Here is a 14,915-nt window from a genome sequence, read left to right as displayed (position 1 = left end):
GCAATTTTATGGACAACACCAATCAAAATGTGGGAGCAAGCCCCCTCCCACATTTAGTCAGCATTTCCATCGTGTAAATTGCAGGGAGCCTTCTTGATGCGCGTCATTCTTTTCAGCAGCCAGACCTACGACCGTGACAGTTTTCTCGGTGAACCGCTCCCCTCGGCCCTGGAGCTGCAATTCCAACCCGCCCGCCTCAACCTCGACACCGTAGCCCTGGCCGAACACCATGAGGTGGTCTGCGCCTTTATCAATGACGACCTCAGCGCCCCGGTGCTGGAGCAACTGGCCAAGGGCGGTACACGCCTGATTGCCCTGCGTTCGGCCGGCTACAACCATGTTGACTTGGTCGCCGCCAAACGCCTGGGCCTGAGCATCGTGCGCGTGCCCGCCTATTCGCCCCACGCCGTGGCCGAACACGCCGTGGCGCTGATCCTGGCTCTCAACCGCCGCCTGCACCGTGCCTACAACCGTACCCGTGATGGCGACTTCAGCCTGCATGGGCTCACCGGTTTCGATCTGGTCGGCAAAACCGTCGGCGTGGTCGGCACCGGGCAGATCGGCGCGACCTTCGCCAAGATCATGGCCGGCTTCGGCTGCCAATTACTGGCTTATGACCCCTTCCCCAACCCACACGTCCAGGCCCTGGGCGCTCGCTACGTCAGCCTGCCCGACTTGCTGGCCGAGGCGCAGATCATCAGCCTGCACTGCCCGTTGACTGCCGACAGCAAACACCTGATCAACGCCCGTTCCCTGGCGCACATGCAGCCCGGTGCAATGCTGATCAACACCGGCCGCGGTGGCTTGGTCGATACGCCCGCGCTGATCGAAGCCCTCAAGGAGGGCCAATTGGGCTACCTGGGGCTGGACGTTTATGAAGAAGAAGCCCAGCTGTTTTTCGAGGACCGCTCGGACCTGCCCCTGCAAGACGACGTACTCGCGCGTCTGCTGACCTTCCCCAACGTGATCATCACTGCGCACCAGGCATTTCTCACTCGTGAAGCCCTGGCGGCGATCGCCGGTACGACGCTGGCCAACATTGTGGCGTGGGCCGATGGTCGGCCACAGAACCTGGTCGAGGGTTGATCAGCGGTCACATACCAGGCTCATGATGGGCCGGCACCCGTGATAGGATGCCGCGCCTATTTGGAGGATCCATGGCCGAACACGATTTCCGCTTCAGCTTGCTGAGCCCGCAACACACCCTGATCGAATGCCGCGCCCTTGTGCCGGGCCGTTACCAGGTCACCGGCAACGGTGGTTCGATCAAGCACGGTGACGTGCTGATCGTCACCCTGCGCGGCAGTAAAACCCTGTCGATGCGCCTGACCGTCGAAGGTGACGCACGCTACTCCATACGCCCGGCGGGCCAATGGGTCGCCATGGCCCAGGGGCCGAAGTTCGGCGAACTGGAAATTCACACCTGGAAGGTCAACTGCGACAGCTGCGACGTCGTGCTGGAGTTTGAATTTTCGGTGGAAACCAAGCTGACCAAAGAGCCGCTGCAACCGGCCGCCAACGCACGCATCAAAGAACTCGGCTGGGCCAGTGAAGGCGACAAGCACCGCTGCCCGAAATGCCAGCAGGCCGCACAATGAAGGGCCCGCTGCTGCTCGCCGCAATCGGCGCGGCTCTGACGGGTTGTGCTGCCGACGGCCCGAAGCTCGAACGCGACCACAGCTACGTGGTGGAGTGGATCGGTGAGCGCCCGCTGATGGACTACGCGCACCTGACCGTCACCCTTGGCGCTGATGGCCGCGCCTACGGCAACGGCGGCTGCAATCACTGGTTTGCACCGTATACCGTCGAGGGTGACAAGCTCAGCTTCGGATCTATCGGCAGCACCCGCAAAATGTGCGCCGAGGCGTTGATGGAGCAGGAGCACCGCTTCTTCCAGGCCTTGCAAGGCGTGCAGCGCTGGGACATCTCGCCGATCGAACAGACGCGGTTCTGGCCGGCCGAGGGCAAGCCGATTCGTTTGTGGCTTGAAGAGGGCTGATATCCCCAGTCTTTGGATTGATGGGATCTCAATGTGGGAGGGGGCTTGCTCCCGATAGCAGTGTGTCAGTCAATACATCAATTGACTGTTACACCGCTATCGGGAGCAAGCCCCCTCCCACACTTTCTCTGAGGTGTTGCTTTAACCGCGCAGGGCCTTGAGCTTGGCCAGCACCCCTTCTGCAGTCTGCTCACCCATCAACTGCTCACGCACCTTGCCCTTGTCGTCGATGATGTAGGTCACCGGCAACGCCTCGCTGCGTGGAATCTCGAAGATCCCGTCCGGGTTCTGGGCCAGGACCGTGAACTTGATCCCCAGCTTGTCGCTGGCGGCCTTCAGTTCCTCACCCTGCACGTTGTCGAAGTTAACCCCGAATACTTCCACACCCTGCCCTTTCAGTTGCTCGGCCAAGGCATTGAGCTCGGGGATTTCCGTGCGGCATGGGCCACACCATTCGGCCCAGTAATTGACCACCAGCCACTGTTTGTCCAGGCGTTCGGCCGCCACTTTCTGGCCATATTGGTCAACGCCGTAATCGTTACCGCAGCCGCTGAGCAGCAGGGTTGTGATGATCGCCAATGCACCGATCAGTCGCCTTGTCATGGGGTATTCCTTCGCAAAAATGAACGTTGGCTGCGACCTATCGCCTCTTACGGTTTAAGGACAGGCGCCAGCGCAGGTAGAATACCCGCCACCTTACGCAAGATGCGACCCGCACATGACCGATCTGACGCTTTATCACAACCCGCGCTGCTCGAAATCCCGCGGTGCGCTCGAACTGCTTGAAGCTCGCGGCCTCAACCCGACCGTGGTGCGCTACCTGGAAACCCCGCTGGACGCCGCGCAAATCCAGGCCTTGCTCAAAAAGCTGGGGTTCAGCGCGCGCCAACTGCTGCGCACCGGCGAAGAGGAATACAAAACCCTCAACCTGGCCGATGCCAACTTGAGCGAAGCGCAATTGATCGCCGCTATCGCCGGGCACCCCAAGCTGATGGAACGCCCGATCCTGGCAACTGCCGACAAAGCCATCATTGGCCGCCCACCCGAGAACGTATTGGAGATTCTGCCGTGACCACGCCCTATGTGCTGGTGCTGTATTACAGCCGCAACGGCTCGGTAAGCGAAATGGCCCGGCAGATTGCCCGGGGGATCGAGCAAGGCGGCATGGAAGCACGTCTGCGCACCGTGCCGGCGATTTCCACCGAGTGCGAAGCGGTGGCGCCGAGCATTCCCGAGGAAGGCGCGCTGTATGCCAGCCTGGATGATCTGAAGCACTGTTCAGGCCTGGCCCTGGGCAGCCCGACACGCTTTGGCAACATGGCTGCACCGCTCAAGTACTTCCTCGACGGCACCAGCAACCTGTGGCTCACCGGTGCCCTGGTCGGCAAGCCCGCCGGCGTGTTCACCTCTACCGCCAGCCTGCATGGCGGCCAGGAAACCACGCTGATGTCGATGTTGCTGCCGCTGCTGCACCACGGCATGTTGATCACCGGCCTGCCTTACAGCGAACAGGCACTGCTTGATACCCAGGGCGGCGGCACGCCATACGGCGCCAGCCACCATTCCGGGCCTGACGGCAAGCGGATGCTCGATCAACATGAAATCACCCTGTGCCGGGCCCTGGGCCTGCGCCTGGCCAAGACCGCCACGCTGCTGGAGCACGGCCGTGGCCCGCAAACCTAAAATCCTGCCGCCCCAGGCGTGGCTGGAACCGCGGGTAAACATTGCACGCGCACTGAGCCTGCTGGCGTTTTTTGCCCTGGTGGGCTTGTTGTGCGTGTACTACCTGTTCATCGCCGACCTGCATGGGGCGCGCCCATGGGTGATCCTGCTGATCGAACTGGTGCCGCTGCTGGTACTGGCGCCAGGGATGATGATCGGCAGTGCGCGCGGGCATTCGTGGATGTGCTTTGTGGTGAATCTGTATTTCATCAAGGGCGCGCTGGCGGCGTACGACCCGAACCGCCAGTGGTTCGGGGTGTTGGAGATGCTGGCGAGCCTGGCGGTGTTTTGCACGGCGCTGTTGTATGTGCGTTGGCGGCATCAGTTGAATCGGCGGTTGGCTGCAGAACCTGTATCGGCCTGAAGTCCGCTATCGCAGGCAAGCCAGCTCCCACATGTTGATAGGCGGCGTGGTCAAAATGTGGGCTTGCTCGCGAAGGCATCACCTGGGTCTCAATGGTTGACGGTGTACGCCAACATCATCGACAACTGGCACATCGGCCGCCCACTCTCGGCATGCCACTGGTTGAAGGCGCCCTGTACTGTGGCCAAATCCCGCAGGCTGGTCGGCGCCTTGTCGACGATCTTCTGCGCATTCAACGCCGCCACCACGTCATAGCTCGGCACAAACGTATCCTTGCCCACCATGCGCAGGAAACGCGGTGCCGACAGCCCGCCCAGTTGGTGGCCATGCTTGCTCAGGTATTTCCATAGCCCGACGATATCGGTTACCGGCCAATCGGCGACAAACGCACCGAAGCTGCCCTTTTCCTGCTCGATGTCCAGGATCATCTGCGCATTGCGCGGCACACTCTTGAGCTTGCCCAGGTGGCGGATGATGCGGGTGTCCTGCATCAGGCGTTCCAAGTGCTCGGCGCCCATCAGCACGACTTTTTCCGGATCGAAGCCGAAAAACACCTGTTCAAACGCCGGCCATTTCGCGTCGACCACACTGTGCTTCAAGCCCGCACGGAAGACCCGCAGCGCCAGGGTCGACAGGTAACGGTCATCGGTGATCTTGCGCAATTGCGCCGGGGTCTTGGGCACAGGCAGGTGGGCTTCCAGCTCGGCCGCCGAACCGAAGCGGTTCAGACAATATTCGTGCAGCCACTTGTAATCGCGCATGCCCTCTCCTGGCAGTTGAATTGAAAACGGCGCCCGCAAGCGCCGTTTACTAGAGCCTCGACGAGGCTTAGAGGTTCACTACATTGACGAAACGCGAAGCAGCCGTCTCATCGATTTTCAAGCTGGTGAAATCGAACAGGTTGCGATCAGCCAGTTGAGACGGGATCACATTTTGCAGGCTGCGGAAGATGCTCTCGGTACGCCCGGGGGTCTTGCGCTCCCAGTCCAGCAGCATTTCCTTGACCACCTGGCGCTGCAGGTTTTCCTGGGAGCCGCACAGGTTGCAGGGGATGATCGGGAATTGCTTGAAGTCGGAGTACGCTTGGATGTCCTTCTCGTTGCAATACGCCAGCGGGCGGATTACCACATTGCGCCCGTCATCGGCGCGCAGCTTGGGCGGCATGGCCTTGAGCGAGCCATTGAAGAACATATTCAGGAAGAACGTCTCGACGATGTCATCGCGGTGATGACCCAGGGCCATCTTGGTCGCGCCGATCTCGTCGGCAAAGGTGTAGAGCGTGCCACGGCGCAGGCGCGAGCACAGCGAGCAGGTGGTCTTGCCTTCCGGGATCAGCTCCTTGACCACCGAGTAGGTGTCTTTCTCGACGATGTGGTATTCAACGCCCAATTCCTTGAGGTAGGCCGGCAATACGTGCTCGGGGAAGCCGGGTTGCTTCTGGTCCATGTTCACCGCCACGATCTCGAACTTGATCGGCGCGACCTTTTGCAGGTGCAGCAATACGTCGAGCATGGTGTAGCTGTCTTTGCCACCAGAGAGGCAGACCATGACCTTGTCGCCGTCCTCGATCATGTTGAAATCGGCGACCGCTTCACCGGCCAGGCGACGCAGGCGTTTTTGCAGTTTGTTCTGGTTGACCGTAAGAGTGCCCATGGCGCTTGGATCCGCTGAAGGTGTGTGACGAAAAGCGCAGCATTTTACCGATATGAGCGGCCGAGTTCCAATGTGGGAAGGGGCTTGCTCCCACATTTGACAGACCCCACCGCGATTAAGCGCCCTGTTTACAGCGCAATTTGCTCTAAAGGCCCTACAGTTATTCCGGTCATCACTTCCTATACTGCGACTTGAGGTCGCACACATATCCAAACCTTTCAGGCCATCTGGCCGGTGGGCGCTCCGATGGGGGGCGATGGTAATAACGACAGGAGTGACTGGCATGATCCATCACGTCGTGGGGCTTTTTACCCATCCCGACCAGGAATGGCGGGAAATCCGTGGCGATAAAGAAGAAAGTATCGGCCACATGTACCTTACTCACACCCTGATTCTCGCGGCGATCCCCGCCGTGTCCGCCTTTATCGGCACCACCCAGGTTGGCTGGGTCATCGGCAACCGGGCGCCGGTGATGTTGACCCAGGAAAGCGCACTGTGGATGACGCTCATGTCGTACGCGGCCATGCTTGGCGGCGTGGCGGTGATGGGCGCGTTCATTCACTGGATGGCCCGCACCTACGACGCCAGCCCCAGCATGGCACGCTGCGTGGCCTTCGCCACCTATACCGCAACACCACTGTTTGTCGGCGGGCTGGCGGCACTCTACCCGCATATGTGGCTGGGCATGGTGGTCGGCACGGCGGCCATTTGCTACACGGTGTACCTGCTGTATGTGGGGCTGCCGACCTTCATGAGTATCGACCCGGACGAAGGCTTCCTGTTTTCCAGTTCGGTATTGGCCGTGGGCCTGGTGGTACTGGTGGCGATCATGGCGTTTACCGTGATTGTGTGGGGCCTGGGCGTAGGGCCCATCTACACCAACTAGGCAACTCAACCCGCAGGCAAGGCCACCGCAAGGTGGCTTTGTGCGTTATGCATGACCATTCGGCGCCTGACAGATTCGGAAACACCCTGCTTTGCGGCATACTGGGCGTCTCTGGAGATTTGTACAGCATGCCCGAGCAACTCAATACCCGCGTCGAAGATTGTTTCCTGCAAGCCGAATCCTTTTTCAAACGAAGCTTCAAACGCCCCCAGGTCAGCCTCAAGCTGCGGGGCCAGAAAGCCGGTGTCGCGCATTTGCACGAGAACCTGCTGCGCTTCAACCCTCAGTTGTACCGTGAAAACAGCCAGCATTTTCTCAAGCAAACCGTGGCCCACGAAGTGGCGCACCTGATTGCCCACCAGTTGTTTGGCGAGCGTATACAGCCCCATGGCGAGGAATGGCAGTTGATCATGCGCGGGGTTTACGAACTACCACCGGACCGCTGCCATACCTATGAGGTCAAGCGCCGCCAGGTGACCCGTTATATCTACCGCTGCCCGTGCGCGGACAGTGACTTCCCGTTCTCGCCGCAGCGCCATGGCCTGGTGAACCAGGGGCGGCGGTATTTGTGTCGGCGGTGTCGGCAGACTCTGGTGTTCACCGGGGAAACTCGGGTGGAATGAGGGCCTCTTCGCAGGCAAGCCAGCTCCCACATCTGGATCTGTGAACGCAATCAAAATGTGGGAGCTGGCTTGCCTGCGAAAGCGTCGGCTCAGTCAACCTACAACCTTGGCCTGACGCAATTCATCTATCCGCTGAGCACTGATCCCCAACTCCACCAACACCTCATCACTATGCGCCCCCACCGCCACCCCAATATGCCTGGGCGCCGGCAACCCTTCTGAGAACTTCAGCGGGCAGGCCAATTGCGCTTGTGTCGAGCCATCCCCCCGGGGCACATGGCTGACCAGCTCCCGCGCCTTCAACTGCGGATGCTCAACAGCCTCCGCCAGGCTCAACACCGGCTCAACACACGCATCCACCCCGGCGAACAACTCGCACAGTTCCTCAAAACTGCGCTTCTCGAATTCCACCTGCAATGCCTGCTTCAAGGCCCCCTGCTGTTCAGGCTTCACGCTGTGGGCCGCCAGCTCCGGCCTTCCGAGCGCCTCGCACAATTGCTGCATAAAGGCCGGCTCCAAGCTGCCCACCGACATCCAGCGCCCATCGCGAGTGCGATAGTAATCGTAAAAACTCCCTCCATTGAGCACATGACTTTCCCACTCCGGCTCCACCCCGCAGGCCAAATAGCCGGCGCCAGCCATGGCGTTCAGGCTGAACGAACAATCGGTCATGCTCACATCCAGGTATTGCCCCACTCCGCTCTGCTGCCTGGCAATCACCGCCGCCAGCAAGCCCACCACCGCATGCAACGAACCACCTGCCACGTCCGCCAGTTGCACGCCCAGCGGCAACGGCCCGCTGTCCCGCCGCCCGGTGTGACTGGCCACACCGGCCAACGCCAGGTAATTGATATCGTGCCCGGCGCGGTCCTTGTAAGGGCCGGTCTGGCCGTAGCCGGTAATCGACACATAAATCAACCCGGGATTGATCGCCTTCAGCGTCTCATAACCCAGCCCCAGGCGCTCCATGACCCCAGGGCGAAACTGTTCGAGCAGGATGTCATGGCCCTTGACCAGCTCACGCACGATCTCCACCGCCTCGGCCTGCTTGAGGTCCAGGGCCAGGCTGCGCTTGTTGCGGTTCAAATACGCGTGGCTCGCCGAGGTACCGCGGTCATGGGGCGGCAACACCCGCAACAGGTCCATGCGCGTGGGCGATTCGATACGCAGCACCTGGGCGCCCATGTCCGCCAGCATCAACGAGGCAAACGGGCCAGGCAGCAAGGTGGAAAAATCCAGCACTTTAAGGGACGCCAAGGGACCTGACATACGGACTCCATCCGGGTTGCGAATCCCCACAGACTAGGCAGCCTTGTGCCTGCCGGCAATCGTCAGAACGATCAGCGACAGTGACCGTTTTGATCACGGCGGGCTTTTTCGCCGCGGCGGCTTTATCATTGGCCGACGTTTGTTGGCAGAGTCTCCCATGAAGTTCGCGATTGCACTGTATAGCGCCGCCCACGCGCCCTCCTCGCGCCGCGCCCTGCTGTTCGCACAGGCAGCGCTAGCGGGCGGGCATGAGATTGTGCGGCTGTTTTTTTATCAGGATGGCGTGTACAGCGCGTCCAATAACATCGTAGCGCCCCAGGACGAGCCAGACATTGCGCGCCAATGGCGCGAGTTTGTCAGCCAGCACCAGCTCGACGGCGTGGTGTGCATCGCCGCCGCCTTGCGCCGTGGTGTGCTGAACGCCGAGGAGGCCGCACGCTATCAACGCAGCGCGGTCAATCTGCAGGCGCCATGGGCGTTATCGGGCCTTGGGCAATTGCATGACGCGATCCAGGATGCCGACCGCCTGATCTGTTTTGGAGGGCCGTGAGATGTCCAAATCCTTATTGGTGATCAGCCGACAGGCGCCGTGGTCCGGGCCAAGTGCGCGGGAAGCACTGGATATCGTGCTGGCTGGTGGCGCGTTTGATCTGCCCATTGGTCTGCTGTTTCTGGATGACGGTGTGTTCCAGCTGGCGCCGCATCAGGCCGCCAAGGCCGTGCAACAAAAAGACCTGAGCGCCAACCTGCAGGCATTGGGCCTGTTCGGCATTGATGACGTGTTCGCCTGCGGCCACAGCCTGTCCGCACGCGGGTTGCTGCCGCCCGCCAATGCGCAGACGCTGCACAGCCAAGCCATTTGCGAGCTGATTGATCGTTACGACCAGGTGATTACCCTCTGATGTCGACTCTACATGTGGTGTCTCACTCTCCCTTTACCGACAGCCGCCTCGACAGCTGCCTGCGCATCTGCGGCGCTCAGGACGCAATCCTGCTGTGTGGCGACGGTGCCTACGCGCTACACACGCCCGCCCTGCAAAGCAAAGGCGTGAAGGTCTTTGTACTGGCCGAAGACATGCAGGCGCGCAACCTGCCGCTTCCCGACTGGGCTGACAGCGTGGATTATCCAGGTTTCGTGCAACTGTCGATCGACTACGACAAGGTCAACACCTGGCTATGAACACCCTGACCGTCGGCACACGCAGCCTCGAACTGGACAAGGACGGTTACCTCGTCGACCTCAATGACTGGTCCGATGAGGTGGCGCACGCCCTGGCCGCTGCCGAAGCCCTGGAGCTGACCGCGGATCACTGGGAAATCCTCAAGCTGCTGCGCCAGTTCTATACCGAATTCCAGCTGTCCCCTGCCACACGCCCGCTGATCAAGTACACCGCCTTGAAACTGGGCCCGGAAAAGGGCAACAGCCTGCATCTAAACAAACTGTTCAACGGCACTCCCGCCAAACTCGCCGCCAAGCTGGCGGGCCTGCCCAGGCCGACGAATTGCTTATGACCGACTTCGCCCCCTTGACCCTCAACACGCCCGAAGAGCACCCTTTTGCCCAGTTCGTACGCATCCTCGGCAAAGGCAAGCGCGGCGCACGCAACCTCACCCGCGAAGAAGCGCGGCAAGCCATGGGCATGTTGCTCGACGAAAAGGTCGAAGACACCCAGCTCGGCGCCTTTTTGATGCTGCTGCGTCACAAAGAAGAGAGCCCGGAAGAACTCGCCGGTTTCACCGAAGCGGTACGTGAACGCCTGGATGCACCGGCGTTGAACGTGGATATCGACTGGCCGACTTACGCCGGCAAAAAGCGCCATCTGCCGTGGTTTCTGCTGGCGGCCAAGTGCCTGGCGCAAAACGGTGTGCGCATTCTGATGCACGGCGGCGGTGCCCACACGGCGGGCCGGCTGTACACCGAGCAACTGCTGCAGACGCTGCAGATCCCGCTGTGCCGCAATTGGCAGCAGGTGGGAAGCGCCTTCGAGCAGGGCAACCTGGCCTTTATCCCGCTGGGCGACTGGGCGCCGCAATTGCAACGCATGATCGACCTGCGCAACACCCTCGGCCTGCGCTCGCCCATTCATTCCCTGGCGCGGCTGCTTAACCCGCTGAATGCGCGCTGCGGCCTGCAAAGCATCTTCCACCCGGGCTACCAGGGCGTACACCGCGATGCCAGCGGCCTGCTCGGGGACAATGTGATCGTGGTCAAGGGCGACGGCGGCGAGATCGAAATCAACCCCGACACCCTCAGTCACCTGTATGGCACCACCGGCGGTCAGAGTTGGGACGAAGAGTGGCCCGCGCTCTCCGCCCAGCGTCACGTCAAACCGGCGACGCTTGAGCCTGAACAGTTGAAAGCGTTGTGGCGTGGCGAAGTCGAGGACAGCTACCCGCAACTGGCGCTGATCGCCACCATGGCCCTGGCGTTGCGCGGTCTCGGCCACCCGCGGCAACAGGCCTTCGAACTGGCCCAGCAATACTGGGATGCACGGGATAAATCGATTTAGTCGATCATTCACCCCCGGTCTTTGCGCTTTTAGTTCGAACTCATCCCTTTAGACTGGACTCCAACGTTTAACAGCCAAGGAGCCAGTCATGGGTTTGCTGATTGAAGGACAGTGGAAAGACCAGTGGTATGAAAGTAGCGCAGATGGCGCTTTCCAACGGGAACAGGCACAACGCCGCAACTGGGTGACCGCCGATGGCGCGCCCGGCCCGAGTGGCGAAGGTGGCTTCAAGGCTGAGGCTGGCCGCTATCACCTCTATGTATCCCTGGCCTGCCCCTGGGCGCACCGCACCTTGATCCTGCGCAAGCTCAAAGGCCTGGAAAGCCTGATCGACGTGTCAGTGGTCAGCTGGTTGATGCTGGAAAACGGCTGGACCTTCGACAAGGCCCACGGCTCCAGCGGTGACAAACTGGACGATCTGGCCTTCATGCACCAGCGCTACACCGCCGATACGACCGACTACACCGGGCGCGTCACCGTGCCGGTGCTGTGGGACAAAAAACTCAAGCGCATCGTCAGCAATGAATCGGCGGAAATCATCCGCATGTTTAATAACGCGTTCAACGGGCTGACCGGCAATACCCTGGATTTTTATCCCGACACGCTGCGTCCGACCATCGACGCCCTGAACGAACGTATCTACCCGGCCGTGAACAACGGCGTATACCGCGCAGGTTTTGCCACGTCACAACAGGCGTATGAACGTGCGTTTGATGATGTGTTTGCCGAGCTGGATCATTTGGAACAACACCTGGGCCAGCATCGTTATCTGGCCGGTGAGTACCTGACAGAGGCGGATGTGCGGCTGTTTACCACGTTGATTCGCTTTGACGCGGTGTATTACAGCCACTTCAAGTGCAACCTGCGGCGGATTGCCGATTATGCGAATTTGTCGAATTGGCTAAGGGAGATGTATCAGTGGCCGGACGTGGCCGAGACGGTGGACTTTGCCCATATCAAGGGGCATTACTATGCCAGCCATCGCACGATCAACCCGACGGGGATTGTGCCGAAGGGGCCGTTGCAAGAGTTTGACAACAGCCATGATCGGGCGCGACTTTCAGGTAAAGGTGTCTTTAGCTGATCTGGATTATCGGTTGTATTTGATGGCCTCATCGGGAGCAAGCCCCCTCCCACATTTTGACTGTGTTCACAAACCAAAATGTGGGAGGGGGCTTGCTCCCGATGCTTTTAAGGCTCAGACCTGAGACTGAGCCCCTTCGAACCATTTGAGCTTCTCGCGCAACACCACCACCTCACCCACGATCACCAGCGTCGGCGCATGTACTTCATGCTCCGCCACCATGCGCGGCAGGTCCGCCAGGGTGCCGGTAAACACACGCTGGTTGGAAGTGGTGCCCTGCTGGATCAAAGCCGCCGGTGTGTCCGCCGAGCGCCCGTGCTTGATCAACTGCTCACAAATGATCGGCAAGCCAATCAAGCCCATGTAGAACACCAGGGTCTGCGACGGCCCGACAAGGTCCTGCCAGGGCAGATCCGACGTATTGTTCTTCAGGTGCCCGGTGATGAAGCGCACCGATTGCGCATAGTCACGGTGCGTCAGCGGAATCCCGGCATACGCGGCGCAACCACTGGCCGCCGTGATGCCTGGCACCACCTGGAACGGGATGCCATGGGCCGCCAATTCCTCGATTTCTTCGCCACCGCGCCCAAAAATGAACGGATCACCGCCCTTGAGGCGCAGCACGCGCTTGCCTTGCTTGGCCAGGTCGACCAGTTGCTGGTTGATCTTATCCTGAGGCACAGCGTGGTCAGCACGCCGCTTGCCGACGTAAACTCGCTCGGCATCACGACGGCACAGTTCCAGGATCGCCGGCGCCACCAGACGGTCGTACAGCACCACGTCGGCCTGCTGCATCAGGCGCAAGGCACGAAAGGTGAGCAAGTCCGGGTCACCCGGGCCTGCACCCACCAGGTACACCTCGCCGGGTGCATAAGGTGGCGCGCCATTGACCTTTTCGATCAACAGGCGCTCAGCTTCATCGCCCTGCCCGGCCAGTTGACGGTCGGCAATCGGCCCCTGGAACACCTCTTCCCAGAACGCACGGCGCTGCTGCACATCCGGGTACAAACCTTTGACCTGGGCGCGAAAACGCGCGGCCAAACCGGCCAATTGGCCGTAGGTGGACGGAATCCAGGTTTCCAGCTTGGCGCGGATCAAGCGCGCCAGCACCGGCGCGTCGCCGCCGCTGGACACCGCAATTACCAACGGCGAACGGTCGACAATCGCCGGGAAGATCACGCTGCACAAGGCCGGCGCATCTACAACATTGACCGGCACGCAACGGCGCTTGGCCTCACTGGACACTTGCGCGTTCAGCGGCTCGTCGTCCGTTGCCGCGATGATCAGGGTGCAACCCTCCAGGTCAGCCTCCTGATAACCGCGCAAAATCAGTTCCCCGCCACTGCCCAGTACCAGTTCACGCAACTGGTCTTCGATCTGGGGAGCAACCACCCGCAGCAACGCACCGGCGTCGGCCAGCAGCCGGGATTTGCGCAAGGCAATCTCCCCGCCACCGACGACCAACACTCGACTGCCGCGCAGGTTATGAAACAGCGGCAGAAATTCCATTTAGGCGATGACCTCAACGCCGCCCATGTACGGCTTGAGCACCTCAGGTACACGGATCGAACCGTCAGCCTGCTGGTAGTTTTCCAGCACGGCCACCAAGGTACGGCCTACGGCCAGGCCCGAACCGTTAAGGGTGTGCACCAACTCCGGCTTGCCGGTTTCCGGGTTGCGGAAACGCGCCTGCATACGACGGGCCTGGAAATCACCGCAGTTGGAGCACGACGAAATTTCGCGGTACTTGTCTTGGCTCGGTACCCACACTTCCAAATCGTAGGTCTTCACAGCGCTGAAGCCCATGTCGCCAGTGCACAGCGCCAGTACGCGGTACGGCAGCTCCAACAGTTGCAGAACGCGTTCGGCATTGGCGGTCAGGCCTTCCAGGGCTTCCATGGAAGTCGACGGCTCGACCACCTGCACCATCTCGACCTTGTCGAACTGGTGTTGGCGGATCATGCCGCGCGTATCGCGACCCGATGCGCCGGCTTCACTGCGAAAGCACGGGCTGTGGGCAACCAGCTTCAACGGCAGTTGCTTGGCATCGAGGATTTCGCCGGCGACGATATTGGTCAGCGACACCTCGGCGGTCGGGATCAGGTACAGATCGGCTTCGCCGTCGCGAGTGATCTTGAACAGGTCTTCCTCGAATTTCGGCAACTGGCTGGTACCCATCAGCGCCGGCGCCTGGACCAGGTACGGGGTGTAGGCTTCTTCGTAGCCATGCTCACCGGTGTGCAGGTTGATCATGAACTGCGCCAGCGCACGGTGCATACGGGCGATCGGGCCACGCAGCAAAGCGAAACGGGCACCGGACATTTTTGCCGCGGTCTCGAAATCCAGGCCACCGGTCAATTCGCCCAGGGCCACATGGTCCTTGATCTCGAAATCGAAGGTTTTGGGCGTGCCCCAGCGGCGTACTTCAACGTTGCCGTCTTCGTCTTCGCCTACCGGCACGGATTCGTGGGGCAGGTTCGGAATGCCCAGCAGGATCGAGTCCAGCTCGGTCTGGATGCCTTCCAGCTCGGTTTTGCCGTTGGACAGCTCAGTGCCCATACGCTCGACATCCGCCATCAGCGGTACGATGTCTTCGCCGCGCTGTTTGGCCTGGCCAATGGACTTGGAACGCGCATTACGCTCAGCCTGCAGTGCTTCGGTGCGGGTCTGGACGGTCTTGCGCTGTTCTTCCAGCGCTTCGATGCGCGCAACATCCAAGGCAAAGCCACGGGATGCCAGGCGGTCCGCTACGTCCTGAAGGTTGCTACGTAACAGTTTGGAATCGAGCATGTCGGTCTCTCGTTA

General features: G+C 60.8%; 20 protein-coding genes. 14 read left to right on the top strand and 6 right to left on the bottom strand.

What is annotated here, in order from left to right:
• Positions 1-96 precede the first annotated feature (96 nt).
• The 3 genes from E4P00_RS19860 to E4P00_RS19850 all read left to right on the top strand — a co-directional run bounded on the left by E4P00_RS19860 (position 97) and on the right by E4P00_RS19850 (position 1,999).
• Positions 97-1,086 carry a 2-hydroxyacid dehydrogenase gene (locus E4P00_RS19860; protein WP_032880640.1) on the top strand — a complete coding sequence of 330 codons (990 nt, stop codon included), beginning with the start codon at positions 97-99 and terminating at the stop codon, positions 1,084-1,086.
• A 71-nt stretch (positions 1,087-1,157) separates the two neighbouring features.
• Positions 1,158-1,598 (top strand): hypothetical protein, encoded by a 441-nt coding sequence (locus tag E4P00_RS19855; protein ID WP_078821651.1) that lies wholly within the window; start codon positions 1,158-1,160, stop codon positions 1,596-1,598.
• Positions 1,595-1,999, top strand: coding sequence for an META domain-containing protein (locus E4P00_RS19850; protein WP_078821652.1), 405 nt, complete (start codon positions 1,595-1,597; stop codon positions 1,997-1,999). Before E4P00_RS19855 ends, E4P00_RS19850 begins: the two co-directional genes overlap by 4 nt.
• A 141-nt stretch (positions 2,000-2,140) precedes the next feature.
• On the opposite strand, the gene E4P00_RS19845 is transcribed toward E4P00_RS19850, so the two are convergent.
• A complete protein-coding gene (locus E4P00_RS19845) occupies positions 2,141-2,602 on the bottom strand; it encodes a TlpA disulfide reductase family protein (protein WP_005789064.1) in 462 nt (153 codons plus the stop codon).
• 115 nt (positions 2,603-2,717) lie between these two features.
• Between E4P00_RS19845 and arsC the strand changes: the two genes are divergently transcribed.
• From arsC to E4P00_RS19830, 3 genes are read left to right on the top strand one after another with little or no spacing between them, the layout of a single operon-like run.
• Entirely contained in the window at positions 2,718-3,071 is a 354-nt protein-coding gene (arsC, locus tag E4P00_RS19840) for an arsenate reductase (glutaredoxin) (RefSeq protein WP_216091700.1), read from the top strand.
• Positions 3,068-3,682 carry an NAD(P)H:quinone oxidoreductase gene (gene wrbA, locus E4P00_RS19835; protein ID WP_216091701.1) on the top strand — a complete coding sequence of 205 codons (615 nt, stop codon included), beginning with the start codon at positions 3,068-3,070 and terminating at the stop codon, positions 3,680-3,682. Before arsC ends, wrbA begins: the two co-directional genes overlap by 4 nt.
• Complete coding sequence (locus tag E4P00_RS19830) at positions 3,666-4,085, top strand: DUF2069 domain-containing protein (protein ID WP_078821656.1); 420 nt, start codon at positions 3,666-3,668, stop codon at positions 4,083-4,085. The genes wrbA and E4P00_RS19830 overlap by 17 nt, the downstream gene beginning before the upstream one ends.
• An 89-nt stretch (positions 4,086-4,174) precedes the next feature.
• On the opposite strand, the gene E4P00_RS19825 is transcribed toward E4P00_RS19830, so the two are convergent.
• Both E4P00_RS19825 and ttcA read right to left on the bottom strand, forming a co-directional pair.
• Positions 4,175-4,846, bottom strand: coding sequence for a DNA-3-methyladenine glycosylase I (locus E4P00_RS19825; protein WP_034120216.1), 672 nt, complete (start codon positions 4,844-4,846; stop codon positions 4,175-4,177).
• 67 nt (positions 4,847-4,913) lie between these two features.
• Entirely contained in the window at positions 4,914-5,738 is an 825-nt protein-coding gene (gene ttcA, locus E4P00_RS19820) for a tRNA 2-thiocytidine(32) synthetase TtcA (RefSeq protein WP_044274647.1), read from the bottom strand.
• 283 nt (positions 5,739-6,021) lie between these two features.
• Between ttcA and E4P00_RS19815 the strand changes: the two genes are divergently transcribed.
• The gene (locus E4P00_RS19815; RefSeq protein WP_005789070.1) at positions 6,022-6,624 is read left to right on the top strand and encodes a Yip1 family protein; all 603 of its coding nucleotides are present in this window, start codon (positions 6,022-6,024) and stop codon (positions 6,622-6,624) included.
• A 128-nt stretch (positions 6,625-6,752) separates the two neighbouring features.
• Complete coding sequence (locus tag E4P00_RS19810) at positions 6,753-7,247, top strand: SprT family zinc-dependent metalloprotease (RefSeq protein WP_003192067.1); 495 nt, start codon at positions 6,753-6,755, stop codon at positions 7,245-7,247.
• A 93-nt stretch (positions 7,248-7,340) separates the two neighbouring features.
• On the opposite strand, the gene E4P00_RS19805 is transcribed toward E4P00_RS19810, so the two are convergent.
• Complete coding sequence (locus E4P00_RS19805) at positions 7,341-8,516, bottom strand: CaiB/BaiF CoA-transferase family protein (protein WP_248132612.1); 1,176 nt, start codon at positions 8,514-8,516, stop codon at positions 7,341-7,343.
• 157 nt (positions 8,517-8,673) lie between these two features.
• Between E4P00_RS19805 and tusD the strand changes: the two genes are divergently transcribed.
• The 6 genes from tusD to E4P00_RS19775 all read left to right on the top strand — a co-directional run bounded on the left by tusD (position 8,674) and on the right by E4P00_RS19775 (position 12,110).
• Positions 8,674-9,066 (top strand): sulfurtransferase complex subunit TusD, encoded by a 393-nt coding sequence (gene tusD, locus E4P00_RS19800; RefSeq protein ID WP_005789072.1) that lies wholly within the window; start codon positions 8,674-8,676, stop codon positions 9,064-9,066.
• Between the two features lies 1 nt (position 9,067).
• Positions 9,068-9,418 carry a sulfurtransferase complex subunit TusC gene (gene tusC, locus E4P00_RS19795; protein WP_032880631.1) on the top strand — a complete coding sequence of 117 codons (351 nt, stop codon included), beginning with the start codon at positions 9,068-9,070 and terminating at the stop codon, positions 9,416-9,418.
• On the top strand, positions 9,418-9,696 hold the full coding sequence (gene tusB / locus E4P00_RS19790; RefSeq protein ID WP_005789074.1) for a sulfurtransferase complex subunit TusB: 279 nt from the start codon (positions 9,418-9,420) through the stop codon (positions 9,694-9,696). Before tusC ends, tusB begins: the two co-directional genes overlap by 1 nt.
• On the top strand, positions 9,693-10,028 hold the full coding sequence (locus E4P00_RS19785) for a TusE/DsrC/DsvC family sulfur relay protein (protein WP_032880630.1): 336 nt from the start codon (positions 9,693-9,695) through the stop codon (positions 10,026-10,028). The genes tusB and E4P00_RS19785 overlap by 4 nt, the downstream gene beginning before the upstream one ends.
• Positions 10,025-11,026 carry a glycosyl transferase family protein gene (locus E4P00_RS19780; protein WP_078821660.1) on the top strand — a complete coding sequence of 334 codons (1,002 nt, stop codon included), beginning with the start codon at positions 10,025-10,027 and terminating at the stop codon, positions 11,024-11,026. Before E4P00_RS19785 ends, E4P00_RS19780 begins: the two co-directional genes overlap by 4 nt.
• An 88-nt stretch (positions 11,027-11,114) precedes the next feature.
• Positions 11,115-12,110: a glutathione S-transferase family protein gene (locus E4P00_RS19775; RefSeq protein ID WP_078821661.1), complete on the top strand. Its 996-nt coding sequence runs from the start codon at positions 11,115-11,117 to the stop codon at positions 12,108-12,110.
• A 114-nt stretch (positions 12,111-12,224) separates the two neighbouring features.
• Here the strand turns inward: E4P00_RS19775 and cysG are convergent, their stop codons facing one another.
• Both cysG and serS read right to left on the bottom strand, forming a co-directional pair.
• The gene (gene cysG / locus E4P00_RS19770; protein ID WP_032880627.1) at positions 12,225-13,619 is read right to left on the bottom strand and encodes a siroheme synthase CysG; all 1,395 of its coding nucleotides are present in this window, start codon (positions 13,617-13,619) and stop codon (positions 12,225-12,227) included.
• Positions 13,620-14,900 (bottom strand): serine--tRNA ligase, encoded by a 1,281-nt coding sequence (gene serS / locus E4P00_RS19765; protein WP_248132610.1) that lies wholly within the window; start codon positions 14,898-14,900, stop codon positions 13,620-13,622.
• Positions 14,901-14,915: the final 15 nt, after the last annotated feature.

It is taken from the genome of Pseudomonas sp. B329, from assembly GCF_023127835.1.
In the GTDB taxonomy this organism is placed as follows: domain Bacteria; phylum Pseudomonadota; class Gammaproteobacteria; order Pseudomonadales; family Pseudomonadaceae; genus Aquipseudomonas; species Aquipseudomonas synxantha_A.
The sequence above is the reverse complement of the archived record's forward strand: the minus strand, read 5'-3'. Positions and strand labels throughout refer to the sequence as shown.